General features: G+C 38.5%; 25 protein-coding genes and 1 pseudogene. 5 read left to right on the plus strand and 21 right to left on the minus strand.

Annotated elements, in window-relative coordinates:
- Positions 1-381: 381 nt before the first annotated feature.
- Entirely contained in the window at positions 382-1,095 is a 714-nt protein-coding gene (locus UR08_RS08735) for a cyclic nucleotide-binding domain-containing protein (RefSeq protein WP_115753272.1), read from the plus strand.
- A gap of 75 nt (positions 1,096-1,170) precedes the next feature.
- Here UR08_RS08735 and UR08_RS08740 read toward each other — a convergent pair whose 3' ends face one another.
- From UR08_RS08740 to UR08_RS08840, 21 genes and pseudogenes are all read right to left on the minus strand, one after another.
- Positions 1,171-1,464 (minus strand): hypothetical protein, encoded by a 294-nt coding sequence (locus UR08_RS08740; RefSeq protein ID WP_115753273.1) that lies wholly within the window; start codon positions 1,462-1,464, stop codon positions 1,171-1,173.
- Between the two features lie 22 nt (positions 1,465-1,486).
- Entirely contained in the window at positions 1,487-3,412 is a 1,926-nt protein-coding gene (locus UR08_RS08745) for an HTH domain-containing protein (protein ID WP_115753274.1), read from the minus strand.
- Between the two features lie 33 nt (positions 3,413-3,445).
- Positions 3,446-4,492 (minus strand): tyrosine-protein phosphatase, encoded by a 1,047-nt coding sequence (locus UR08_RS08750; protein WP_115753275.1) that lies wholly within the window; start codon positions 4,490-4,492, stop codon positions 3,446-3,448.
- A 1-nt stretch (position 4,493) separates the two neighbouring features.
- Positions 4,494-5,225: pseudogene (locus UR08_RS08755) on the minus strand (PTS system mannose/fructose/sorbose family transporter subunit IID); the annotation flags it as partial.
- Between the two features lie 89 nt (positions 5,226-5,314).
- Complete coding sequence (locus tag UR08_RS08760; RefSeq protein ID WP_115753276.1) at positions 5,315-6,088, minus strand: PTS mannose/fructose/sorbose/N-acetylgalactosamine transporter subunit IIC; 774 nt, start codon at positions 6,086-6,088, stop codon at positions 5,315-5,317.
- A complete protein-coding gene (locus tag UR08_RS08765) occupies positions 6,089-6,559 on the minus strand; it encodes a PTS sugar transporter subunit IIB (RefSeq protein ID WP_205757237.1) in 471 nt (156 codons plus the stop codon).
- The gene (locus UR08_RS08770; RefSeq protein ID WP_115753277.1) at positions 6,543-6,974 is read right to left on the minus strand and encodes a PTS sugar transporter subunit IIA; all 432 of its coding nucleotides are present in this window, start codon (positions 6,972-6,974) and stop codon (positions 6,543-6,545) included. Before UR08_RS08770 ends, UR08_RS08765 begins: the two co-directional genes overlap by 17 nt.
- Before the next feature lie 180 nt (positions 6,975-7,154).
- Complete coding sequence (locus UR08_RS08775) at positions 7,155-7,589, minus strand: universal stress protein (protein ID WP_115753278.1); 435 nt, start codon at positions 7,587-7,589, stop codon at positions 7,155-7,157.
- Between the two features lie 12 nt (positions 7,590-7,601).
- Positions 7,602-7,967, minus strand: coding sequence for a DUF1622 domain-containing protein (locus tag UR08_RS08780; RefSeq protein ID WP_115753279.1), 366 nt, complete (start codon positions 7,965-7,967; stop codon positions 7,602-7,604).
- Positions 7,968-8,346: 379 nt separating this feature from the next.
- A complete protein-coding gene (locus UR08_RS08785) occupies positions 8,347-8,619 on the minus strand; it encodes a YiaA/YiaB family inner membrane protein (protein WP_115753280.1) in 273 nt (90 codons plus the stop codon).
- A gap of 147 nt (positions 8,620-8,766) precedes the next feature.
- A complete protein-coding gene (gene xylB / locus UR08_RS08790; protein WP_115753281.1) occupies positions 8,767-10,242 on the minus strand; it encodes a xylulokinase in 1,476 nt (491 codons plus the stop codon).
- Between the two features lie 15 nt (positions 10,243-10,257).
- Positions 10,258-11,235: an aldose epimerase family protein gene (locus UR08_RS08795; RefSeq protein ID WP_115753282.1), complete on the minus strand. Its 978-nt coding sequence runs from the start codon at positions 11,233-11,235 to the stop codon at positions 10,258-10,260.
- 55 nt (positions 11,236-11,290) lie between these two features.
- Complete coding sequence (locus tag UR08_RS08800) at positions 11,291-11,818, minus strand: D-lyxose/D-mannose family sugar isomerase (protein ID WP_115753283.1); 528 nt, start codon at positions 11,816-11,818, stop codon at positions 11,291-11,293.
- A 19-nt stretch (positions 11,819-11,837) separates the two neighbouring features.
- A complete protein-coding gene (locus tag UR08_RS08805; RefSeq protein ID WP_115753284.1) occupies positions 11,838-12,935 on the minus strand; it encodes a PTS fructose transporter subunit IIC in 1,098 nt (365 codons plus the stop codon).
- 63 nt (positions 12,936-12,998) lie between these two features.
- The gene (locus tag UR08_RS08810) at positions 12,999-13,301 is read right to left on the minus strand and encodes a PTS fructose transporter subunit IIB (protein WP_115753285.1); all 303 of its coding nucleotides are present in this window, start codon (positions 13,299-13,301) and stop codon (positions 12,999-13,001) included.
- A 17-nt stretch (positions 13,302-13,318) separates the two neighbouring features.
- On the minus strand, positions 13,319-14,191 hold the full coding sequence (locus tag UR08_RS08815) for a ketose-bisphosphate aldolase (RefSeq protein WP_115753286.1): 873 nt from the start codon (positions 14,189-14,191) through the stop codon (positions 13,319-13,321).
- A 29-nt stretch (positions 14,192-14,220) separates the two neighbouring features.
- Complete coding sequence (locus tag UR08_RS08820; RefSeq protein ID WP_115753287.1) at positions 14,221-14,682, minus strand: PTS sugar transporter subunit IIA; 462 nt, start codon at positions 14,680-14,682, stop codon at positions 14,221-14,223.
- Between the two features lie 2 nt (positions 14,683-14,684).
- A complete protein-coding gene (locus UR08_RS08825; protein WP_115753288.1) occupies positions 14,685-16,154 on the minus strand; it encodes a BglG family transcription antiterminator in 1,470 nt (489 codons plus the stop codon).
- A 241-nt stretch (positions 16,155-16,395) separates the two neighbouring features.
- Entirely contained in the window at positions 16,396-17,244 is an 849-nt protein-coding gene (locus UR08_RS08830; protein ID WP_115753289.1) for an aldo/keto reductase, read from the minus strand.
- Between the two features lie 17 nt (positions 17,245-17,261).
- Entirely contained in the window at positions 17,262-17,552 is a 291-nt protein-coding gene (locus UR08_RS08835; protein WP_115753290.1) for a DUF1905 domain-containing protein, read from the minus strand.
- A gap of 14 nt (positions 17,553-17,566) precedes the next feature.
- A complete protein-coding gene (locus tag UR08_RS08840) occupies positions 17,567-18,166 on the minus strand; it encodes a TetR/AcrR family transcriptional regulator (protein WP_115753291.1) in 600 nt (199 codons plus the stop codon).
- Positions 18,167-18,444: 278 nt separating this feature from the next.
- Here UR08_RS08840 and UR08_RS08845 point away from each other — a divergent pair, with 278 nt between their 5' ends.
- The 4 genes from UR08_RS08845 to UR08_RS08860 all read left to right on the plus strand — a co-directional run bounded on the left by UR08_RS08845 (position 18,445) and on the right by UR08_RS08860 (position 23,219).
- On the plus strand, positions 18,445-19,326 hold the full coding sequence (locus tag UR08_RS08845) for an ABC transporter ATP-binding protein (protein ID WP_115753292.1): 882 nt from the start codon (positions 18,445-18,447) through the stop codon (positions 19,324-19,326).
- A 24-nt stretch (positions 19,327-19,350) separates the two neighbouring features.
- Entirely contained in the window at positions 19,351-20,964 is a 1,614-nt protein-coding gene (locus UR08_RS08850) for an ABC transporter permease (protein ID WP_115753293.1), read from the plus strand.
- Between the two features lie 85 nt (positions 20,965-21,049).
- Positions 21,050-21,898: a DNA adenine methylase gene (locus UR08_RS08855; RefSeq protein WP_476703317.1), complete on the plus strand. Its 849-nt coding sequence runs from the start codon at positions 21,050-21,052 to the stop codon at positions 21,896-21,898.
- Entirely contained in the window at positions 21,891-23,219 is a 1,329-nt protein-coding gene (locus UR08_RS08860) for a type II restriction enzyme (protein ID WP_115753295.1), read from the plus strand. Before UR08_RS08855 ends, UR08_RS08860 begins: the two co-directional genes overlap by 8 nt.
- Positions 23,220-23,799: the final 580 nt, after the last annotated feature.

Raw genomic sequence — 23,799 nt, forward strand, 5'->3', positions numbered from 1 at the left:
TTTTAAAATTTAATTTATTTGACTATCAAATCATGAAGTATTTTGCGATGATTATAAATTTTTTTTAGCACATTGGTCTATACCTAATTCTTGACACATTAATATTCTGCTATTAATAAAAATATAAACAGAAAAATCCAAAACTAATACTAGGCGTTTAATACATTTTGTTGTTTTAATGAGCATTTTTTGAACATTTTTACTTTAATAAAACAAAAAAAAGAAAACTCGCTCGCCGCAACGGCTAAACGAATTTTCATTTTCACTCAAACAGGGATATATCGGCTGTTCAAAAAATGCTCGTTTTTTAGTCAACCTCACTTCTCAGAGGCGAGCACAATTCTCGTCACGCCATTACTACTATTGAAAGGATGGTATAACATGCTTCATGAAACGATTGAATTTAAAGAATGGCAATCGATCTTTTGGAAACCCAAGTCATATGACAATAACCAAGTCTGTTATAGCAGCATAGAGCCAGAAGATAACAAGATTTTACTTGTTAATCAGGGCACTCTTTTAGTTCAAATCTCAAATCAACAAGGCGAAAAAATCAGTACAGAGATCCTTGTGAAAGGGGATATCATCAATGTTGAAGCTTTATTAGAATCTCCCCCCACTTGGGAAATACCAGATTTTATCCAATACCAAGTCACCGCACTTGGCTCTGTTGAAGTTTATGAAATTGAAAAAGAATTTTTATTGTCACATTTATACGTTGATCCGCGAAAATATCATCGCTTATTTGAAAAAATTATTGTTCAGCTTGTCAATATCTCTTTTTCAAATGTGATTTCTAATAAAAAATCACAAACTAAAATCGCTTGGGCTTTGTATCGCATTGCTGTAAAAGTTGGGCAAACAAATCAAAAAGACACAAATTTGATTAGTCTTCCTAGATTCGTAACTCAGGCCTTTTTATCCCAGATCTCAAACACAGGGAAAGCTCGAACCAATGAAGTGATCAAGGAGTTCTACCAAATAGGCATAATTGTTCAACGCGAAAATAAAACAATTGATTCTGATAAGCTTATTGCATATATTAAACAAGACGTTCTTCTAGACTATTCCTTAGATAATTTAGCTAACAAATAATTGCCAAAATAAAAGAGCAGACCACTTTTCTGAGTATGTAGTGATCTGCTCCTTTTTACGTTATTCAAGTTCTTGCTAGCTTACATAAATTCCTTCCTCTGCCGAACTCATATCCATGAAGTCTTCTAGCCAGTCAATCCAAATTTCCTTTTCAAGTGTTATTTTAATGGATTTCACTAGTTGCGGATCACTCATTAGCTCACAACTATCCTCTGTCAATGCAAGTAAACACACGGAAGGAGCATTTCCAAAACTAAACGAATTCTCCTTTAAAAAAAGAGCAACGCTACCTTCTCCCTCCCGAAACACACGCACTTCCTGATTTGAATAAGCCTTCCAACCAAATTCCAATTCCTTTTCTACTCTCATTCTCTTATCACCTCGATGTTTTTTATAGAAATAGCTTGCCATAAGAAGTATTTTTCTCACTATAAAGCTCAGCTAGTTTCTCCGGATTTTCAGCTAAACGATTGAGAATATTTAGTAGCATACGCAACTTTTGCTTATTCTCCGCAATCATTAAATTGATTTTAAGATAAAATTCAGTGTTTGCCTCCTGTGCTTCGTACGAAAAAATCTGAAATTCTTCTTGCTTCGAACAAAGATTTAAGTATATATGGATCGACATCTTCCCACTTAACTCCATCCTCTCATAAATCATGCCTTCCTGAAAAAAGTTCATGACCGGAAAAGATTGAAATTTATAATTAGGCGGAATCACTTCAAAATGGATTGGCGGAAGTATTTCATCATAATCATAGGCTTCCAAAAAAATGTGTCTAAGAGAATCTACATATTCAAATTCTGTCATATTTTCTTCAGCAAAATAAATTGGCCGATATTGAATATTCATATTCTTACCGTAATTAGCGCAAAGATAATAATCATAGTCACGGTCACTCGAAAAATCTAATTCGTATAAAACACGCGTTTCAATATGTTCGATGTATTCAGAAAAATATCGTTTCAAATTAAATTTTAGTTGCTGTGTACTTAGTCTACCATCAATAGCAATTATCGCAAGCTTTAATTTACGATGTGTTAATACAATCCGATTAAGCATCCCCAGAAACGTACTAAAAATCATGTGTTGCTCCCGCCTAGAGAAATGATAACCATACTTCTCCGTGAATTCTTGATAAATCTGTGCCATAAAAAATTGTAGCAGCGGTTCTCCATCATTCATCCGAATTTTTTCATAACCAAGATCTACACTGTCTGAAACATTCCATTTGATCTTGAGCCCAATTGGAATCATAATTTTAAGCAGATCTTTCATGCAAGTATAATCGTCAAACACATCAATTTGCAATTTTTCGGATAGCCTACGAAACAAAAAATTTCGCGTCTCCTCTCCAAACTCAAGCAGGGTATCATAGTTTTCTTTTGTACAGTCACGAAAACGATATAAGTCTGAGCTAATCACTGCAATGTTTGTCAAAAATTCTATGATCTCATCTGAAAAATCAAACCCCTTAAATTGATTCTTTAACTTTTGTAATAGTTCCAAAACAAGGACAAATTCTTCTGTATGCCGAAAATCAAATTCAATGTTTGGTAAGTCAAGAAAAACACTATTTTTTCCCAATACTTGATTTCTAAAGTAGAGTAGGTACACGAAAAATCGTTCCGCATTAATATCAGAAAAGACAACTCGAGAGTGAGTCATAGTCTTATAGAAAACCTTACGTAAACGTTTCTTTTCTTCTGGATCACAGAAAAAAAGTGCATTATATGTCAAAATGCCGAAATCTGGATTAGCTGTCTTATTAAAATATTTATATAAGCGAATGATGAGCATAATTTTTCGAAATTCTGCACCTTCGATTTTAACGCCATAATGAGGGCGCACACGAAAATAAAGGCCATAATCTGAGACTATTTTCTTTACTCGATAAATTTCTTTTGTTAAGGGATTGGTACTCGCCAGCTCATTTTGAATCGTTTCAAGTTTGACAAAAGCATTCGTGGAAAGCAATCTTCGCACAATATACTGCACACGTAAATCATACTCGCTATCAATAGTTTCCGATTGATAAATTTGAAAATAGCCTTTTAACTCATTTTCCAATTTTAAATCTGTAATTGCCAATTTATATCCCTTAGAACGCTTAGAAATTAGGGGAATTCCTGTTTTCTCAAGCTCAGCTTTCAAATTTTGGATGTCATTTTTAACTGTTCTGGACGTAACGTTAAGCTCATGAGCTAATTCCTCACTTTTCACGTAATCTTCAGCTCGCAATAGAAGGAGAAAAAGTGCTTTAAATCTAGGTTTACTATTCAAAAATTCTAGTTTTTTTGCTAAATCCAGTACCACCTTCTTCTCCTCCTCTCAAAAAATTCATTTTCATTATACTAAATAGTTTTTCTTCAAACAATCCAGTTCAAATTCAGAAACTCCAAGTGCATCACGTGCATAATTTGTAATTGAACCAAACTCCTTTTCGATTTGTTCGATAGAAGCTTCAATAAATTCTGGACGTGTTTCAATCAACGAATATAAATAATGTAAAATTTCCTCATCATCCGTTAACTTTCGGTAAGCCGTCATTTTCACACGATTGCGTTCCTCTCTGTTTGCTGCTGTCAACATATAATCTTCAATCAGGTCTTCCTTTTTCACTCCCAATACACCAAGCAACAGCATAGCCCCAAAACCAGTGCGGTCTTTTCCGCCACGACAGTGTTGAACCATTGCTGGGGTTTCCTTTTTCGCCGCAATCTTAAGCATCGCTCCGAAAGCAGCTTGTGATTTTTTTTGAAAGACAAAATTCCGATACTGTTGCATTACAATATCATACCGATTTACAAGTGTTCCGTTTTGTTTTTGCACAAAAATCTCATGAATCAAATTTTTATCTTCATCCTGCTTAGAAGATGTGAATTGCGCTGAAAGCTCTGCAGTATGTGCTGCCGGATCTAATTTATAAGTGTTAACAGCTTCATCAAGCAGTCGATTTGGATACTTTTCAATTTCATCATCGCTGCGGTAATCAATTATTGTTTGGATTCCTAGTCGCTGCAAATAATCAACACCCTGATCCGTTGCATTATATAAATGATCCGAACGATACAGCTTTCCCCATTTCACCATTTTTCCGTCTTCTGCTAAATAGCCACCCATATCGCGAAAATTATTCATACCGTCAACCGGAAGCGTCCGCTCTGCAACCATTTGTAACCTACCATTCACAGATTCAAGCAAAAAATAAGGACGCTGATTCCCACAGTTAAGTGATACCAAAAACTCCACATCATCTGTTTCAAGCAAAAATTGTGGATGCAAGTCATTTAGACCTTTTAAATGATAAACTTTTATCGGGCTAGAATCTGCGAATGCGGCTTTAAAGATAAACTTACCCGTTTCCACTTGTGTGACCGAATATTTCTCTGTCATTTTATTTACCTAACACCCCAAACATTGTGAAAAGAATTGAAATCACCATGATCCCCAAAATCAAAAGCGGAGCGTGTTTCCCTTTCGTTTTTTTCAAAATAAAATAAACTGCGATTGTCACGAGCAAACTAAAAAGTCCTGGCATGACCTTATCAAACATCTCTTGGAATTTGATTACATTTTCTCCTGCAGAAATTTTTGCAACAACATGCACCTTCACAACTGAAGCAATCAATGCCCCAATTACCATTAGTCCAACTACATTGGCCATCGTTGATAGTCGTTGTAAAAGATTGCTCCCGCCGCCATTTATCATCTCCATGCCTTTTGCATATCCCAAATGAATTCCATAATATTTCGTTGCTACATTAACGACATTGTATAGTAAAAACATCAAAATCGGTCCAATCACACTGCCATTTAATGCAAGCGATGCCCCGATACTTCCACAAATCGGCAACCAAGTAAACTTTAGAATACTATCTCCAATTCCAGCAAGCGGACCCATCAGTCCCGTTTTAATCGCTGTTACTGTTTCCTTTTCTTGCTCTGGTGTTGTCTCTTCAACTGCAGCAGCAACGCCCATAATAAGCGCATCTGCATTGACATGACTATTAAAGAATTCTAAATGCCGTTTCATCGCATCTACGCGCATTTCTTTTGGTTTCCCCTCATAAAGTCTTTCAAGCACGGGAACAAAACTAGACAAAAATCCGATCGCCTGCATCGATTGAAAATTATTCGTAACATTCTAAAGTTGCATCCGCCAAAAAACTTTATTTAAATCTTGCTTTGTAATTTTGTGAGTACCAATTTCCGCTGTCATAAGTCATAATCCTCCTCATCAGCTATGGCTGCTTCTTTTTGCACTGGTGCAGCTTTATTTTGCTGGGCCAAATCATAAATGACCGCAAGTGGCAATGCAATTAATGTAATCGGAAGCACTGATAAATCCAAATAAACAGCAAGTGTAAATCCAGCAATCAAAAATGTCCAAAGTGCACCTTTCTTAAGCATCATTAACATTAAAAGCCCAATCCCAACAGCCGGTATAATCGCGCCAGCAATACTTAACCCATCCATGATCGAATCTGGAAGCGCCTCAACAACTTTATCAATTACCCCAGCACCAAAATAAATGGCTAAAAAAGTAGGCACTGCTCGAATCAAAAACGCAATACAGATAGGAATATAGTTAATCCGAAAAACACGTTTAAAATCACCCGTATCTGCAATACGATCTGCAATGGGGTTTAAATAAACAATTCCCGATCGGTATAAAATAAGCAATTGCTGTGCGAGAAGTGACGCCGGAACTGCAAGCGCGACAGCCGTAGCCGTTCCGCCTGAAGAAATCCCGAGAGCCGTTCCAATCGCTGTTCCAGAAATGATATCTGGAGCAGAGTAAGCTCCTACATTTCCGATTCCCATCCACATTACTTCAAGTGTTCCCCCAATCAAAAGTCCAGTTTTCAAGTCTCCCATGATTAAACCAACAACAGTCGCAATCAGTAACGGGCGACGAATCATTTGTGTACCAATATCATCTAGTGCACAAATACCGGCCCAAATTGAAACTAAAAGAGCAGTCAGCATTTAGAGAACCTCCTTTAAATTGACTTTTTCATCATTAGGAACCATCTGCACCGTTATCTCAAGCCCATGCTCTAAAAGTGTTTGGAAAGCTTTTTTTTCAGACGGAGTGACAGCAACAGCTTTAGTCAATCGTTCTCTACCTTCCTGATAACGCATCCCACCAACGTTTAACGCTTCAATCGGAACCCCATTTTGAACAGCTTCCAAAACATCTTCACTTGTCGAAAAAAGTAGCATCGTTCGGCGCGTAATCGTTGTCGTTTGAATGATTTCACTAAATTTCTTAATGGGAAAAGCTTTCACTTTAATTCCTTGTGGTGCAGCCATTGATAATATATTTTTCTGAGTTATATCTCCTGCGATTTTATCGTTTAATACAATAATTTGTTCAATGTTGTACAAGTTGGACCAAGTTGTAACTACTTGGCCATGAATCAAACGGTCATCAATTCGACTAAAGCAAATCATCATCGTCCACTTCCCCTTCCAAATCTCTTTTTGTTCGAATAGAGAGACCTTGTTTATATGCCGTCTTAACAAGTGATTTAAGCGTATCTAATGAGTTTGCTCGATTCATTAAAATTTCAAGCAAAACTGGTAGATTTATTCCAGAAACAAGTAACGTTTCTTCTTCCATCAAAAATTCACTTGCCAGATTCGTCGGCGTTCCTCCCACAATATCTGTTAAAATCAACAAACCTTTCTTTCGATCAAGCTGTTGTACTTTTTCTCGCATTTCTTGTTTGAGCGAATCAAGTTCATCTGTCATAACAACCCCCATCGTCGCATAATTGCTTTGCTTGCCTACAATTAGCTCAGCGCTATCTATAGCTGCTTTTGCAAAGTCGCCATGACTCATGACTAAAAGAGCAATTGGACTTTCCATTTCACTTTCTCCCTTCTCGCATTTCACTAACTATGCTTTTTTCTAGTACATATTTATTTTATTTCCAATAGTAAACGTTTTCAACGCAATGTTTTTCACCATATATAGGGAAATTTCATCAAAAGCAAAACATAAAAAAGAACCGCTATAGTGATAGCAGTTCTTTTCAAAAAATCTGTATTAATTCACAATCAACACACTGCAAGGAGCATGTTTCGTGACATAAGCCGAAGTGGAACCAAGTAGCATTCGCTCCACTGCATTCTTCCCTGTTCTTCCTAAAATAATTAAATCCATTGCATTTTTTTTCGCATATTCAACGATTTGTTTACTCGCATCACCTTCGACCGTTACTTTTTGAATTGGCCTTTTAGTTTCTGCACTTGCTACAAGCTGATTTAAATACGTTTCAGCTATTGTTTCGAATTCATCTGTTTCCGGTAAAATCTGGTACTCTGGTGATAAATAAAATTCTTGATCATTTGGTAGCGATTGATCCACCACTGCAAGCAAAGTAAGCTCTGCTTTCTCTCCGTATTCTAGCGCCTCTAAAAAAGCGTGATAAGATTTCTCTGATCCGTCTACCGCTACTAAAACTTTACGTTTTTCTGTCATTTGTTTCTCTCCTTAGTTGTCCTCAAATTCTTTGATTTCTTTTGTTAAAAAATAGGAAATAATCGTTCGAATAACAACGATTAAGCCCAGCATCATGATATCTTTAAATGTCGGCTTCACGATGGTTTCAATGATATCAGCGGCAATAAGCACTTCTAAACTGAGTAGCACATAACTTCCGAGCTTATTTTTTACTGAATTATTTGCTCTTACGATATTTTGTTTCTTTCCTGGCCAAATGAGTTTTGTTAGTAAAAACCACACAACCTGCCAAACGCCGATCACTAAAATAAGAATCGAGATCAAGTTAAGAATTAAAACAATCCACTCCATCACCGGCAAAAGAAACCTCGTTAAGTTTTCACTTAGTTCAAACATGGGCTGTCTCCTTTTTCATTATAATAGAAAAATTTTACTTTATTTTCAAGTTATACACTATTTGCCACGTTTTATTTATAAAAAAACTTACTTTACTCAAAATAAAAACAACCTGTTAGTTTTAAAAACTCACAGATTGTTTTGAAATGATGTTATTAAACTAATGTTCTTCCTTTTAACAACAAAATAAATAAAATAATGACACTTGCGCTCATGCAAGCTCCCTGAATAACGGAAAAAATACCATAACTCATGCTGCTGAGATTCTTTTTCTTAATCAGGTTATGTATTAGTACTGTACAAATTGTATAAACAACGGCTAAAACAAATAATAGAATTAACATGACGCCTTTCTTCTCTCCCTCTTAGTTGAATTTGATTATTCTTGGCTTGTTTTCTGATCGTGGTCTATGTCGACTGCACGAAACATTTGATTATAACGTTCTTCGTCTTCTTGATTATCACGTACCACTTTTGCCACAGTAAACGCCGAAGAAACGAGACCAATGGAAGCCATAAAGTAATAACCTTTTACCATCAGCGGCTCTTTTAACGTGATTAATCCAATAATCATCAATGCGAGGAAAGCTAAAAAGGCTCCCCATGCTAGCAGTACAAATGCTGGTGAATTTCGATAAGCTTTTCTTTTCATCTACCTTCTCCTTTCTTATTCATTATTCACGTCATTAGTTTACCATATCTACTGACGTTTTAATGTGACAATTTTTCGACACTTTTTTTCACACAAAAAATAAATATTATAAAAAAGTTGAACGCACGGGTGCGCTCAACTGCTTTCTTATTCCATTTTCTTGCTTATTCGGTTTTGCATCTCACTTTGTTCCAAAAAGCCTTGATAAGCCTCTCTGTAGCGCTCCACATTCCCTGCAATCGGATTAAATGTTTTCCGAAGTGGATTAAATTTCCTCAAGATTTCTGCTGATTCACCGCCTTCTATTCCTTGAATCGCACAAATGAGTGCTCCAAACGCTGGCCCCTCATCCAGTGCGAGCACCTCCATCCTCATTTCAAAAACATCTGCAAACATTTGCAGCCAAAGCGGATTTTTGACTACGCCGCCCGTAATACGAAACGTTTGGATCGCCTCACCAAGTTCCATTTGGTCGTAGACATTTTTAAGTGAAAACGTTACACCTTCAAGAAGTGCGCGAACAATATCCTGACGCCTGTGATTCGCCCTGATTCCAGTGATCGATGCACTCAAATAGGGATTAAAATAAGGACTGCGTTCACCGAACAAATACGGATTAAAACGAACCCCATTCGCCCCAATCGGAACTTGCGCAAGCTCACCCGTCAATTCTTCAAAATCTTCATTGGGCGCGAAAACCTTTCGAAACCACTCGAGTGAATAACCCGCAGATAAGGTTACCCCCATTTTGTAATCCCATCCTGAGATGGCGGAATTAAAATAATGGTACTTTCCCGTCACTTCACCCGCCGGCCGTGAATAGGCTAACACCACGCCCGATGTCCCAACAGAAATCAATCCTTGCGTTTCTGGATGACTGATATTGCCAAGCGCTCCGCAGGCATTATCAGCCCCGCCAATCACAATCCGCACCTCCCTTTCCATGCCAAATTTTTCTTGAAGCGCTGGTTTAAGTTTTCCAACAACCGCCACTGATTCCACGACTTCCGGGCACTGTTCAGGCTTGATTTCTAACTCTCGAAGCAACTCTTCATCCCAAGCATGGCGCTTCACATCATACAAAATAGTTCCAGACGCATCTGAACGATCCGTGAAAACCTGCTCCGTCAAATAGTAAACGAGATAGTCTTTTGGCATCATGAATTTCCACGTTCGTTCAAATAACGCTGGCTCATTGCGCTTGACCCACAAAATTTTAGGTAGCGTAAAGCCTTCCAAAGCGATATTTTTTTCAACTTGCAGCAAATGTTCCGCATATTGTGCCTTCAAAAATTCCACTTCCGCCACCGTTCGCGTATCATTCCACAGGATAGCATTTCGAAGTGGGTATCCCGTTTCATCTAGCAAGACCAAGCTGTGCATCTGTCCGGAAAATGAGATTGCTTCAAGATCGCACGCAAGTTCCGGCGCTTCTAACAACAACTGGCTGAAAGCCTCATCAAATGCTTGAAGCCAGTCCTGCGGGTTTTCTTCGCTATAATGCGACTGTTCGGAAATAATGCTAAACGGGCTCGTTGTCGTAGCTAAAATCGTCCCGTCGCTTCGTGCCGCTATCATTTTAATGGAACTGGTTCCTAAATCGACTCCGACGTAACACGCCAAATCACTCACTCCTTTTTAAAGAATTTCATATTCTGTGAAAGCATAGTAATCATCCGTCAAATAATCCGTCGCTTCGTGAACATAGTTAGGCATGCGCTGCATTTCAAAGGTGATTCCTTGATATTTCGTCATGCGCTTGCCATCGTTAATGGGTACTCGGGCTGCGACTTTATTGGCGGTATAAATCACGCAAGCTTCTTGATTAGAACGAATCACTAGCTTATTCGTTTCCGCTTCACCTGTGAGCTCAATTTTTGCCACTTCGGGATTATTCGGTTCTTCAAAGCAATATGCTAGGTCAATTCCACCCGCGCAAATTTCCGATAACTGTGTCCCAAGTTCGAAAGCTTTCCCGACCTGAGCGCGCGAATTAAAATTAAACGGCGCATATTCTGGATCCCCAACACGGAAGTCTATGTATTCTTCCGTTGGCACAAACGCTTCATCAATCAGCTGCAACCTCGCATCTGCAGTTTTCAATTGATGCGACTCAATGGTTGCTTTATCTTGATTCAAATTAAAAAAAGCATGATTGGTTAAATTGCAAATCGTCGGCACCTCTGCTGTGCCATACATCTCGATGCGGAATCGGTTGTTCTCAAGCCGGTAAACGAGCCGAAATGCCATCTTTTCATAAAGCGACTTCGCGTCATCCACTAAACAAAGCTCATAGGCAGAATCATTCAATTTTCGTACCTGCCACTCTTGAAATTGCAAACCGTTTTGGCCACCATGCAAATGAAGATCCCCTTCATTACAATCAAGTGCCACTTTTTCCCCAGCGAAATTGGTATAAAAAGGCGGAAAAGTTCGGCCGGCATTTCGTCCGATCGTAGCCCCTAAAAAGTAAGGATTCGTTCGATACTCATTTAAGTCCGCATAATGAATTAAATAATTGGTATTCGTTTTCTTGTTGACCATCTTCGTCAAGCAGCCACCTTGGTCGATAAACTCGATCCGCACTGCTTCATTTTCAATTTGATAAGTTTTCATGCTTCCCTCCGAAAAACAGACTTGAACTTAAAATAAGCCCAAGTCTGCCAAATCATTATTTCGTCACGCGTTCAATATTTGGATTGGTAAAAATATCGCTTGGATCATCACTTGGCGTCGAAAATTCAGAAATAATAGCTCCTTCTTCGCCGGCTTGAAACCAGTGAAGTGTGTCCGGTTCGATCGTATACTGCTCACCAGGATTCAGCTCAATTTCGTGCCTAACCGTATAATAAGCTTCTTGCCCCGCCGGAATCGTACTTTTGATGGCTGCCGTATTTTCCTCGCCTTCCACATAAAGATAGACTTTCCCTTTGCGACAGCGGAACGTTTCACGCTTTCCTTCGATTTCCTGATGCGCTCCTCGGCGCGGGTGACGGTGTTCTGGGCACGTTTGTCCAGGAAGCAAAACCATCTCCTTGGCGCAATATGTGTCGTTATTGACGTAAACGATCAAATTTAAGCCTTCCGTCTCCAAGCGATTTAAGCCAAAGTCTGCATAATCAATATTTTTTAGCTCTTCTTCCGTAAAAGCAATCCCCGAATCTAGAAAAGCTTGCTTTATTCGCGCTTGATAATCCATTTCCTTCCACTCCTAAATATTAATTAATTTTAAGATCATCCCAAGAAATTTCATCTTCTTCTTTTTCTTCCACAACGATTTCCGCATTTGGATCCACTCGTTTTTTAAGAATCAAGATGGAAACGGCTGTTACAAGTGAACCAATCAAGAGTGCCGCAAGGAATGCCCATGGATGTGTCATCGTTGGAACAGCGAACATGCCAGAAGCTGGGATATGGCTATCTGCTCCCCATAACATGCTTAGTCCGCCACCGACAGCGCCACCAATTCCCGTTGCGAGTACACAGCGCAATAAGTCATTTAAAACGATCGGGAAGCAACCTTCCGTAATTTGACAGATCCCCATCGGAAAGGCCGTTTTCAAAGTTTCCACTTCTTGTTTGTTAAAGATATTTTTGCGAACCACTTTGCCTAAGAAAAATGCAATCGTAAGTCCGAATGGTGTGACCATAGAAGCTAGAATGAGTACCGTGATCGGTTCATAGATTCCTTCAGAGAACAGTGCGAATACAAAGGCAAACACCACTTTATTGATGGCTCCACCATAGTCAATCGAAGCGAGCACGCCAATGATCGCCCCATAAACAAAGAGTGACGACGTATTCAAGTTTCCTAAGTAATTAGTCAGCATTTCTGTAAACCAAGTAATTGGCGTTCCAACGACATAATACATCACGATTCCAGCCAGAAGCGTACTGATAAATGGAATCACAAGCGTCGGCATCAGGCCTTCCATCCAGCTTGGAACTTTAATATAAGTGACTAATAAAACTACAATAATACCTGAAATATAACCGCCCACTAAGCCGCCAAGGAAGCCCGTACCAATTCCATTTGCGACCATCCCGACAATTAATCCGGGCGCAATCCCTGGTTTATCCGCAATCGAATACGCAATAGCCGTCGAAACGATCATTGGCAGTAAGCCGAGTCCGTATCCTCCCATCGTTGTTAAGGCATCAGAGAAGGAAAAGCCGTCCTTGAAGCTTTCAATATTTACTCCACCTGTCATGTTTCCAATGGCAAGCAAGAAACCAGAAGCCACTATGATCGGTAGAAAGAACGAAATGGCTGTCATGAGATGCTTTTTAAAACCGATATTTTTAAGCGCTTTCATTGTTTTACCTCCTAAAAGCAAGGCACATTGGTTTCCGTAACGCACCTTGCTTATTTTTTTGTTTTAAACCTGTTCTACTTTTTCAATGAGTTTAGTTGGTGATTTAACGACTAAACTTGTTGGAACTTCTACAATTTTTTTATCCTTGAACCGTTCGCGACCGTTCACTTTAATGTCCGCTGCGATGATTACAATATCCGCCGCATCAATATCTTGTTGCGTAAGCGCATCTTGTGTTCCGGCAAGGCCTTGCGTTTCGATATGAATTTCGTGCCCTCTGCTTTCCGCCGCTTTAGAAAGTTTTTCCTTCGCAATATAAGTATGGGCAATACCCGCTGTGCAGGCTGCAATACCAACAATTTTCATCAGTCCAACCTCCCCTTCTAGTTAAAATAATGTTTGGCTTGATCGATCGAATTAAACAGTTTGATTTTTTCAAGTGCGACTTTTTTCGTTTCTTTCATGCAGTCAGGAAAAAGTACGTTTGGTTCGCGAATTTCGGAGTTACCGCTATTCAAGATTTCCCGAAGCTTATTCGCAAAAACAATCTTGATATCACTTGAAATATTGATTTTGTTTACCCCCATCGTGACTGCTTTGGCGATTTCTTCATCCGGATTACTAGACCCGCCGTGTAAAACAAGCGGAATGTCCGTTGCTTTTTCAATTTCTTCTAGAATATCGAGGCGCAATTTCGGATCAACGTCTTTTGGATAAATGCCGTGTGCAGTTCCGATCGCAACCGCTAAACTGTCAACACCTGTTTTATCAATGAAGTCTTGGGCCACTTTCGGATCCGTATAAATCACTTCACTAACGCCGCCTTCAACAGTGTTCCCTGTGTCGCCAATCGTTCCAAGTTCCGCCTCAACAGAAACCCCCACTGGATGAGCTGCCGCGACTACTTTTTTCGAAATCTCAATATTTTCTTCATAAGGTAAGTGAGAAGCATCAATCATGACTGACGTAAAACCAAGTTGAATCGCATGAATCACTTGTTCATAACTTGCTCCGTGGTCCAAGTGGATACAAACTGGCACTTTAGAATGATTCGCCAAATATTTCACTTGATCCACAAAACTATCCGTTAAAAAGCTTAATTCATCCGGGTGAATCGCAATCATAACTGGTGATTTTGCTTCTTCACACGCTTCCATTACCGCATTTAAAAGTTGTCCAGATCCAGCGTTAAACGCAGGAACCGCGAACTTTTTTTCTTTTGCTACCGCCATAATTTCTTTTCCAGATACTAACATAATTTCCTCTCCTACTTTCCTTTTGTATTTTATTTATTGGTAATCAGTTGATACATTTCATCGACTGACGTAACTCCCTTTAAATCATCTAAAAAGTCTTCATCTGCGAGTAGTGTCGCCACTTGCTGTAGTAGCAAAACATGTGTAGTATTGATATCCGAGTCTTTCACTGCAAACAAAATGACTACTTCAACATCTTCACCGTCGAGCGTTTCCCACTGGATCGGTTTTTCTAGCGTAGCCACCGCAATCGTAGTCGTCTCAACCGAAGCAGACTTCCCGTGCGGAATAGCGATTCCTTGACCAATTCCCGTTTCACCTTCCGTTTCCCGCAGATATACATCCTCTAAAAAAGCCGCTTCATCTGCAATATAGTGATTTTCATGAAGCAAATGAATCAGCTCCCTCAAAATCTCGTCCTTATTTCCCGCCTTTGAGTTAATTAAAATCAACTCTTTATGAATGACTTCTTCTAATAACACCTTTTCCATAATTAAGTCTCCTTTAGCATGTAATTGATTTTCTGTATATCTTGGCTCGTTAATAACGGACTGATTGTTAAAACTGGAAGATTTACTGAATTCAGTGGAACTCGCAAAGTTGAAAGAATCAAATCAATGTTCTCATTTAAAAACGCCTTGTTATTTTTCATCTGTCTTTGGCTCATCGCAGCTACGATATTGATATTTTGAACATTCTTTTCCAAACGAATCTTCAACAATTCCGAAGTGCCAATCCCCGTTGAACAAACGAGCAGCACATTTTTGGCTTGGCTTTTGCTTAACTTATACTTTTCAAAGTACAGCGTAAGATAACCAATTTCTTCCTCATTGATTTTCGTTTCAAAAGTCAGCTCCTTATTGATTTCCGTAATAATCGCCTTGAGCTTATAAAAAGTATCTCGATATTCCACTTTCTCTTCTTCTAGCAAATTATTTTCTACCGTGATGCCGCTTCTCAACCGACTAAGCATCGGGAGCGTGTGCTGGTAAATATCCTCATACAAAGAGCGGCAACTTGGCAAGAGTGACTTGTCCGAGATATTGAAAAAACTAGTGATCAACCGATTGGAAATTAATTCGGCTAAGCTTTTGTCTACATTACTGCTTTCTCTTTCTTGGATATTAATCGAATATAGATTTTGGAAAATAAAGAATTCTTCCATTTCACTTAATTCAAGATTCAAATAGCGTTCAATATTGCCTTTAATTTGCCTAGCCACTTCAGCAAGTCGCCTGTTAGCATGAAGCAACTGCAACTCGTCTACTTCCAGTGGTTCCTGCCTTTGAAGATAACTAACATCTCCTTCGCGATACCGTTTCAGAAGCATATAAAGATGCGTATAAAGCGTAATATCATATGGGTAATTAATAGTTTCTCCGATCGACTCCTCGAGAAGCGCCAATTGCTTATCTAGGAAATGCTTATCAAATTCGTTCAATTCAATCCCAATTTCCCCAAGCGCATTCAAGTTATGTGTTTCCAAAATAATTTCATGAATCGCCTTACGAATATCTTGTTCCTTCCCCTCAATCCAAACATAATCCAGATTCATTCGAAGCTTAATGCGATAAGCGAGCAGTCGCTCTTCCAATTTTTTCATCAGCCGTTCCGCCGTACTTTCACTCACATATTCAAACTTAAAGGCTTCACGACTTTTTTTGTTAGGATGCTTATACATTAACGATAGTAATAAGTCATTCAACTGATTTTCTTCCTTATAGTCAATCGACTGCTGAATATTGATATTAATAAATGCCGGGTTCAAAATATAGCCTTTCCCCGTTTCGGATAAAATGAGAGGTTTTTGATAATCACTTTGTGCAATATCATTGATTTTCTTCACTAATCGGTAAATGGTTTTGTTTGAAACAAAAAGTTGACTGGCTAACTCACCTGCAGAAGTGAACGTTTCATAATTTAATACATTTAATACGTTGCTCTCGTTTGTACTAAAAATCATTTCAACCACCTCACAGTTATTATTATAAGACCTTTGTATGCGTTTACACGTCAATCTATGTCCATAGAGACGGACAATCCCTCAGAAGTGGTTATAGCCTCGCTTACACACACCTAAATTTATATTATTTTACATTTATAATTATAATCAATAATCCCCCTATTAATAACCCCCTTAGTCTCTCATAAACACATAGACATAAAAAAGCTACCAATTCTCTTCCATTGGTAGCTTTCTTCAATCAATCTAAAGTAATTCCATTCAATCGCTCCACAAGCTGATAATTTTCACGAGGACCTGTGCTATCAGGTGCGCGATCCAAGCTTGCTATTTGCTGCATTTCTTCCTCCGTTAACTTAAAGTCAAAAATTGCAAAGTTTTCTTCGATCCGATTTGCGTGCGTTGATTTTGGAATGGCCATATTCCCGAGCTGAATTTGCCATCTCAAAATCACTTGCGGAACCGTCTTCCCATGTTTCCGCGCAATAGCCATTAAAACAGGATCTTCAAAAATGCCATCCTTCCCTTGATTAAACGGGCTCCAAGCTTCAATCGCCACATCAAAATGAGCCGCCGTATCACGTTGCCATGCTTGCCCGCGATATGGATGGAGTTCAATTTGGTCAAGTACTGGTTTGACTTCTTGATTTAAAATTAAATCCGTTAGCCTTCCCGTTGAAAAATTAGAAACGCCAATCGCTTTCACTTTTCCTGCCCGATAAAGTTCCGTTAAAGCCCGCCATGCCCCATAATAATCACTATAAGGTTGGTGAATTAAAAAGATATCCAAGTAATCCGTCCCGAGCTTTTTCGTCGAGCGCTCAAAAGCACGCATCGCACCATCATAACTTGCATCCGTGATCCAGAGCTTCGTAGTTAAAGTGATTTCACTTCTTGAGATGCCACTTTTTTGAATCGCCCGGCCAACCGCTTCTTCATTCAAATAAACCGCAGCCGTATCAATCAAACGGTACCCTGTTTGAAGCGCATGTAAAACCGCTTGTTCCGCTTCATCTTGATCCGTAATTTGAAACACACCAAATCCAAGTACTGGCACCTTTAATCCATTATTTAAAGTTTTATATTCCATCCTAAAGACTTCCTTTCTTAAATTCGCTCTCGCACCGTAAGATGAACCGTATCGCCAATTGTTTTGCCGATTTTCGTGCGAATATCCTTTCGAATACCCAAAATATAACACACCGAGCCATCTGGATTTTTAACGCCCATATTGACGATGCTTCCTTCATAAGGTACACCATCAAATGTTGCCGCAACTTTCACACGGCCTTTCCCGAATTCCTCTCGTACATCATATGGAAATACCGTATAAGCACCGCCTTTTCCAACTTCCGCTTCATAAATTTCCGAATCAAATTCATATACTTTTTCATTCATCCACGCAAAACCTCCTATTTCTTGCTTGGGGCAATTCCCTTAACAATAATTTCTGTCCATTCTTCCGTGTACGGCAAGATTTTATCATAGATTTTGGGATTTGAAATCCCTTCTACGAGCGCCTCGAAAAACAGCATCAAAAACTCATCGGAATATCTTAAATCGACTTTTCCTTCTTTGCGCCCGCGGTGAAATAAATCGAGCATAATGCTGAAACTTTCTTTTGTATAAGCTTCCATTAATAGCGACAAATCACGATTTTCTTTTTGCGTATAGTAGCCCATCAAATCCATGTAAAACTGATGTTCAATCCGCTCCAAATAGCGAATCTTGTTTTGACTCATAGCAATCAAAGTCTCTTCAAACGGTCGCTCCTCCGCCATAATTTCCTTCGCCGAGTCCGCCATATCCGTCATAAACTGGATGAACACTTGGTGAATCAAATTATCCTTGCTCCCAAAATACTTAAAAATCGTAGCTTTGCTAATTCCCGATTGTTTGACGATCTCATCTACCGTAAGCCCCTCAACCCCATCAGGAGAATTCATTAAATCAAAAGTAGCGGTTAAAATTTGCTTTCTTTTTTCTTCGCTGCGTTTTTCAAATCCGTTCATTGCTCTTCAACCTCTCATTTATATAATAAACTATTATAGAGTTTTAAGTTCATATTATTTTCTCTTCCTATTATATAGTTCATTTAATAAACTATCAAGCAGAAAACAGTCCTAAAATTTATAAAAATTTTGATTGACAAGTGATACAAAATGGAATATTATTGTCCTGAAATCAGAATTCCAGTTTATAAAATAGAAAATACGGGTAATTTTAAACCTAAGAAAGCCATCTCGTTCTATTTTATCATCAAACTTTAAAAAAGGAGTATCAAAAAATCATGGCAGAAATTGTAAAAGTCGAACATCTGCAAAAGAAATTCGGCAAATTCCACGCATTATCCGATGTTTCATTCACCGTAAACCAAGGAGAAGTCCTCGGTTTTATCGGTCCAAATGGCGCCGGAAAATCCACTACGATTCGCACCTTACTTGGCATTATTCACAGCGACGGAGGCCAAGCTGAGATTTTCGGCAAAGACGTTTGGAAAGACAGCCTTGAAATCCACAAACGTATCTCCTATGTTCCGGGAGACGTCGCTCTTTGGGGCAGCTTAACTGGCGGAGAAATCATTGACTTATTCATGAAACTGCATGGAAACGGCAATAAAGCCAAGCGCGATGCTCTTATTCAAAAATTCGAACTCGACCCGAAGAAAAAAGCTAAAAACTATTCAAAAGGAAATCGGCAAAAAGTCGGTTTAATCGCGGCGCTTTCCGTTGACTCTGACCTTTATATTTTTGACGAACCAACATCTGGACTTGATCCACTCATGGAAGCTATTTTCCAAGATGAAGTCGAAAAAATCAAGCAGGCAGGAAAAGCGATCATTTTATCTTCACACATTTTAAGTGAAGTGGAACGCCTCGCGGATAAAATTGCCATTATCCGCCAAGGAAAAGTCGTAGAAACTGGAACACTGGCTGAACTTCGCCACTTAACTCGCTCCACGATTACCGTTCAAACTAAAGAAGACGTAGCGACATTTAAAAACTTGGATGGCGTTCATGATTTCGTTCAAAAAGACGATGAAGCGACATTTTCAGCAGATCATGCCGCAATGAATGAAATCCTAGCAACCGCGGCTAAACTCGGCGTAATGAAATTCGAATCCGTTCCGCCAACGCTTGAAGACTTGTTCATGCGGCATTACGAAGCTTAGGCGACACGGAGGAGGGAAATTAGAATGAATGAGAAATTTTCACGTTGGATGCTTCTGTTCATCCAATATTTAAAACGAGATTGGAAGAAAATCATTTTTTGGGTCGGAGGACTTGGACTCTTTTCTGGCGCTTACGTTCCCGCTTTTGAAGAAATCAGCAAAGGGACGGGACTAATCGGCATGTACGAAACGATGCAAAACCCGGCGATGATTTCGATGGTCGGACCAACCCCTATCACAAGAGCTGGGGATTATACCTTAGGGGCAATGTATGCCAATGAAATGCTACTTTTCTGCGGTTTGTTTGCAGCAGTCATCTCCATTTTGCACGTCGTAAGCCACACACGTAAAGAAGAAGACCTTGGCTTAACAGAACTCGTCCGCTCATTTAGCGTTGGGCGCCAAGCGAATTCGCTCGCCGTTATGAAAGAAACCTTTTTAATCAACTTACTTCTCGGCACAGTCATCGGCATCATCATGACAAGCTTTGGCGCAGATACGATTACAGCAGAAGGCTCCTTCTTATTCGGCTTCTCTGTAGCCGGCGCGGGACTTCTTGGCGCCGCGATTGCGCTCTTTTTCGCACAAATTATGCCCGCATCATCAGGCACGACAGGGGCCTCGCTTGGATTCTTAGGTTTACTTTACATCTTGCGTGCAGCGACCGACACGGCTAATGTGGATTTATCCGCATTTAATCCCATGGGTTGGACGTATCTCACCTACCCTTTCACAGAAAATAACTGGTTACCGGTCCTTTACCTTTTAGTTTTCGTAGTCGTAGTCACTCTCCTTTCGTTCGTTTTGGAAAGCGGGCGCGACATGGGAGACGGCTACATTCCGCAGCGCGAAGGACGAGGAGAAGCGCGACGTAGCTTGCTATCCGTTCGCGGCTTACTCACCAAACTAAACAAAGGTATTACGATTGGCTGGCTGATCGCGTTTATCGTGATGGGAGCGGCATACGGCTCGATTTATGGCGACATGCAATCCTTTTTAGAAGGAAACGCATTAATGAAGCAGATGTTTAGCAGTTCGCACATCTCGCTTGAGGAATCGTTCACAGGGACGATCATGATCGTTCTCGTTTCCCTATCGGCGATTTTACCGATTGCGATCATGAACCGACTTTTCGCAGAAGAAACGCGTGGACGTTTCAGCCAAATTTTTTCGACAAAAGTCACACGCGCAAAGCTTTACTGGACAAGCGCCATTTTAGCGACTTTAGCAGGTGTACTAGCTCTATTTCTTAGCGCAGGAAGCTTAGGTGGGGCTGCACTGTCTTCGATGGGAAGCGGTACAAAAATGAACTTCGGCGATTTCCTTGGCGCCGGCTTCAACTTTTTCCCTGCCATTTTATTTTTCATTGGCCTCGCCGGCTTATTCCTAGGCTGGCTACCTAAACTTGGAAAACTCGTTTACATTTATTTAGGCTATTCGTTTATGTTGAATTACTTCGGCGGCATCCTCGACCTTCCAAACTGGTTCTCAAAAACCGCTGTCCAATTTTGGTTCCCGCAACTTCCGGGTGAATCCTTTGATTTACCTACTTTCCTAACCGTTATGGCAATCGGGATTGTGCTACTTGTACTCGGATATATCGGGTATAAACGCCGGGATTTGGTTGAAGGAGATTAAAAAGCTAGCATTACAACACGGTTGTGTTAATTGATGTCTAGCACAAAAACATGTTACAATAGCCAACATGGAGGAGTGCTTAAAATTGAAAAAAAATACTCTTATAACCCCTGTTGTAAAGTGGGTGGGCGGAAAAAGACAACTGTTAGATGAAATTAGTAATCTAATTCCTAAAAATATTAGTACTTATGTTGAGCCTTTTGTAGGAGGCGGAGCAGTCTTATTTGATTTACAACCCAATAAAGCTATAGTAAATGACTACAACGAAGAGTTGATCAATGTTTATAATGTAATAAAGAATAAACCTGAAGAGCTGATTGACATGCTAAAACATTATAAAGAAAAAAATTCCGAAGAATTTTTTTATGAAGTTAGAGCTCTAGATAGAACAGATTCATACAAAACTATTGGAAACATAGATAAAGCTGCAAGAATGTTATATCTTAATAAAACGTGCTATAATGGTTTATTTAGAGTAAACAGAGCTGGACAATTTAATTCTCCGTATGGAAAATATAAAGATCCAAATATCGTTAATGAAGTCGCAATTCGTGCTGTCTCTGATTATTTCAATAATTGCAATATCAAAATTACAAGCGGAGATTATAAGGAAGCACTTAAAAATTTAAGAAAGGGAGCTTTTGTATATTTCGATCCACCTTATATGCCAATTTCATCGTCTTCATCTTTCACCGGATACACTGAATTAGGTTTTGGGCTTGAAAAGCAGACAGAATTGAGAAATGAATGTTTAAAACTTCACAGTAAAGGAATTAAGTTTTTGCTTTCGAATTCCTATTCACCAGAGATATTAGACCTCTATTCAGATACTTCCATTTTCACCATAAAAGTTGTAAGAGCAAACAGAAATATTAATAGCAAAGCAAATAAGCGTGGCGAGATTAATGAAGTTTTAATATATAATTATGAATAGGGATAAAAACTTAAACAAGAAAACAGAAAACTTAACTGATAGTGCGTGGCAACAATTATTTGATAAATATGACATACTTGAAAAAATTAAAAATGATGGAATTTATCATATAACAGCAAATGAAATTAAAGAATTTCGCGAACCAAGATTGATGGCTAAATGGGATAGTAGTGAACAGCTACCTAAAATTTTTAAAAAGAATAAAATTAATATCTTACCTAACAGCAGAAAATCTTACATTCTAGGAGAATTTCAATTATATGAACCTTTACCTAGTTTAGAAGAACATGTCCAAACTATGCCCAAGGTCGTTCTTCCTCAGTTGGAAACTGTAGATATTGATAACATTAGTTCTGAGGCAAATGCAATAAATGTATTACAAATATCAGGCATTTTAGAAGATTTTTTAGGTTTAGAAGTAGGAGAAGATTTGTATGCTACTTTTAATGGTAGAATGAAATCTGGAGAATTTAGCTTCCATGTTGATACATTCCAAGGTGATACGCAAACGATTCATGTGAATAACGCTCAAGTTGAAATTGATGGCGGCTTTGAATCAGAACATTATGTAACTATTTTAGAAGCCAAAAATGTTATTCATGAAGATTTTCATATTCGACAATTATATTATCCGTTCAGACTATGGGAAAATAAAGTTAAAAAGCCTGTCAAATTAATTTTCTCGGTGTATTCAAATAAAATATTTAGACTTATGGAATATGTCTTTGTTCAAACTGATAATTATTCATCTATTAAATTAATTAAGACTAGAAACTATTCATTAGAAAATACAGATATTAGCATTGATGAGCTAAAGAGAGCATTTGATAGCGTAACTAATATTATTGATGATAATCAAAATATTTCCGATGTGCCTTTTATACAAGCTGACAATTTTGATAGAATAGTTTCTCTTCTTGAAAATATGTATATGAATAATATGACTGCCGATGAAATAGAAAATTTAATGCAGTTTACAAGTAGACAAAGAGATTATTATTTTAATGCTGGACGATACTTAGGGTTGTTTGAAAAATATAAAGAAGATGAGCTTCGTTATTATAGATTGACAGATCTAGGTAAAAAAATATATAAACTTAATTATAAAGATAGGCAATTAAAGTTGGTAGAACTAATACTTTCTCATAAAATATTTAGAGATTCATTTGAATTTGTTCTCCAACATGGAGAATTTCCAGATATTGAATTTATTAAGGAACTAGCTCAAAATTATAATGTATGTAGTCCAAATCTAGTATATCGACGATCACAATCAGTGTTATCTTGGATAAAATGGATTTTCAACTTACAAAAGTTATAATGTAGCTACAGCAGTGTCCCCAGTATTACATATAAAACGAGAAGAGAAAAACATAGGGTGATTAGTCTTGGATAAAAACTGTAAAAAATATTAGTTTTCTGATGGTTGTAACAAGCAATCTGGAGATTGGGGAGCTGCACAATATCAAAAGAGATTCTAGGATTTCTTTACAACTAAAAGATTATAAACTCTTTTCTGTCACTTCTATTTAAAGCACTATTATAAAAACAATTGACGCAAAGCCTATCTTTTCCAAGGAAAATTTTGAAGTTGTACGAAACTCGTTTGATATCCCTTCCTATTGTCACAACTTTATGTGAATCTCTCTTTTTAACTCTTTGTATAGTATTTACATCATATCCAATAAAAAAGCTGCCTTTCCTAACATTAGACTTATCATCTAATATTAGAAGAGACGGCATCAATGAAATATTTTCATCATTTTTATAACTTATTCATTTTAAGTAATTACAGTTTGTTTCTACGGATCCCTTTGTCCAATGGCATCTTTACAATCAAGCTTGACAAGATCTCCTGCTTTTAGTTAATAATAGGCCCATCTAACGTACCATTCTTAACG

This window comes from Listeria kieliensis (genome assembly GCF_003369925.1).
GTDB lineage: Bacteria > Bacillota > Bacilli > Lactobacillales > Listeriaceae > Listeria > Listeria kieliensis_A.

Excerpts from the sequence above, each read along its gene's own strand:
- UR08_RS08735 (WP_115753272.1), top strand. The coding sequence starts at position 382 with ATGCTTCATGAAACGATTGAATTTAAAGAATGGCAATCGATCTTTTGG.
- UR08_RS08740 (WP_115753273.1), bottom strand. The coding sequence starts at position 1,464 with ATGAGAGTAGAAAAGGAATTGGAATTTGGTTGGAAGGCTTATTCAAAT.
- UR08_RS08750 (WP_115753275.1), bottom strand. The coding sequence starts at position 4,492 with ATGACAGAGAAATATTCGGTCACACAAGTGGAAACGGGTAAGTTTATC.
- UR08_RS08760 (WP_115753276.1), bottom strand. The coding sequence starts at position 6,088 with ATGCTGACTGCTCTTTTAGTTTCAATTTGGGCCGGTATTTGTGCACTA.
- UR08_RS08765 (WP_205757237.1), bottom strand. The coding sequence starts at position 6,559 with ATGATGATTTGCTTTAGTCGAATTGATGACCGTTTGATTCATGGCCAA.
- UR08_RS08770 (WP_115753277.1), bottom strand. The coding sequence starts at position 6,974 with ATGGAAAGTCCAATTGCTCTTTTAGTCATGAGTCATGGCGACTTTGCA.
- UR08_RS08775 (WP_115753278.1), bottom strand. The coding sequence starts at position 7,589 with ATGACAGAAAAACGTAAAGTTTTAGTAGCGGTAGACGGATCAGAGAAA.
- UR08_RS08780 (WP_115753279.1), bottom strand. The coding sequence starts at position 7,967 with ATGTTTGAACTAAGTGAAAACTTAACGAGGTTTCTTTTGCCGGTGATG.
- UR08_RS08785 (WP_115753280.1), bottom strand. The coding sequence starts at position 8,619 with ATGAAAAGAAAAGCTTATCGAAATTCACCAGCATTTGTACTGCTAGCA.
- UR08_RS08795 (WP_115753282.1), bottom strand. The coding sequence starts at position 11,235 with ATGAAAACTTATCAAATTGAAAATGAAGCAGTGCGGATCGAGTTTATC.
- UR08_RS08800 (WP_115753283.1), bottom strand. The coding sequence starts at position 11,818 with ATGGATTATCAAGCGCGAATAAAGCAAGCTTTTCTAGATTCGGGGATT.
- UR08_RS08805 (WP_115753284.1), bottom strand. The coding sequence starts at position 12,935 with ATGAAAGCGCTTAAAAATATCGGTTTTAAAAAGCATCTCATGACAGCC.
- UR08_RS08810 (WP_115753285.1), bottom strand. The coding sequence starts at position 13,301 with ATGAAAATTGTTGGTATTGCAGCCTGCACAGCGGGTATTGCCCATACT.
- UR08_RS08815 (WP_115753286.1), bottom strand. The coding sequence starts at position 14,191 with ATGTTAGTATCTGGAAAAGAAATTATGGCGGTAGCAAAAGAAAAAAAG.
- UR08_RS08820 (WP_115753287.1), bottom strand. The coding sequence starts at position 14,682 with ATGGAAAAGGTGTTATTAGAAGAAGTCATTCATAAAGAGTTGATTTTA.
- UR08_RS08825 (WP_115753288.1), bottom strand. The coding sequence starts at position 16,154 with ATGATTTTTAGTACAAACGAGAGCAACGTATTAAATGTATTAAATTAT.
- UR08_RS08830 (WP_115753289.1), bottom strand. The coding sequence starts at position 17,244 with ATGGAATATAAAACTTTAAATAATGGATTAAAGGTGCCAGTACTTGGA.
- UR08_RS08835 (WP_115753290.1), bottom strand. The coding sequence starts at position 17,552 with ATGAATGAAAAAGTATATGAATTTGATTCGGAAATTTATGAAGCGGAA.
- UR08_RS08840 (WP_115753291.1), bottom strand. The coding sequence starts at position 18,166 with ATGAACGGATTTGAAAAACGCAGCGAAGAAAAAAGAAAGCAAATTTTA.
- UR08_RS08845 (WP_115753292.1), top strand. The coding sequence starts at position 18,445 with ATGGCAGAAATTGTAAAAGTCGAACATCTGCAAAAGAAATTCGGCAAA.
- UR08_RS08850 (WP_115753293.1), top strand. The coding sequence starts at position 19,351 with ATGAATGAGAAATTTTCACGTTGGATGCTTCTGTTCATCCAATATTTA.
- UR08_RS08860 (WP_115753295.1), top strand. The coding sequence starts at position 21,891 with ATGAATAGGGATAAAAACTTAAACAAGAAAACAGAAAACTTAACTGAT.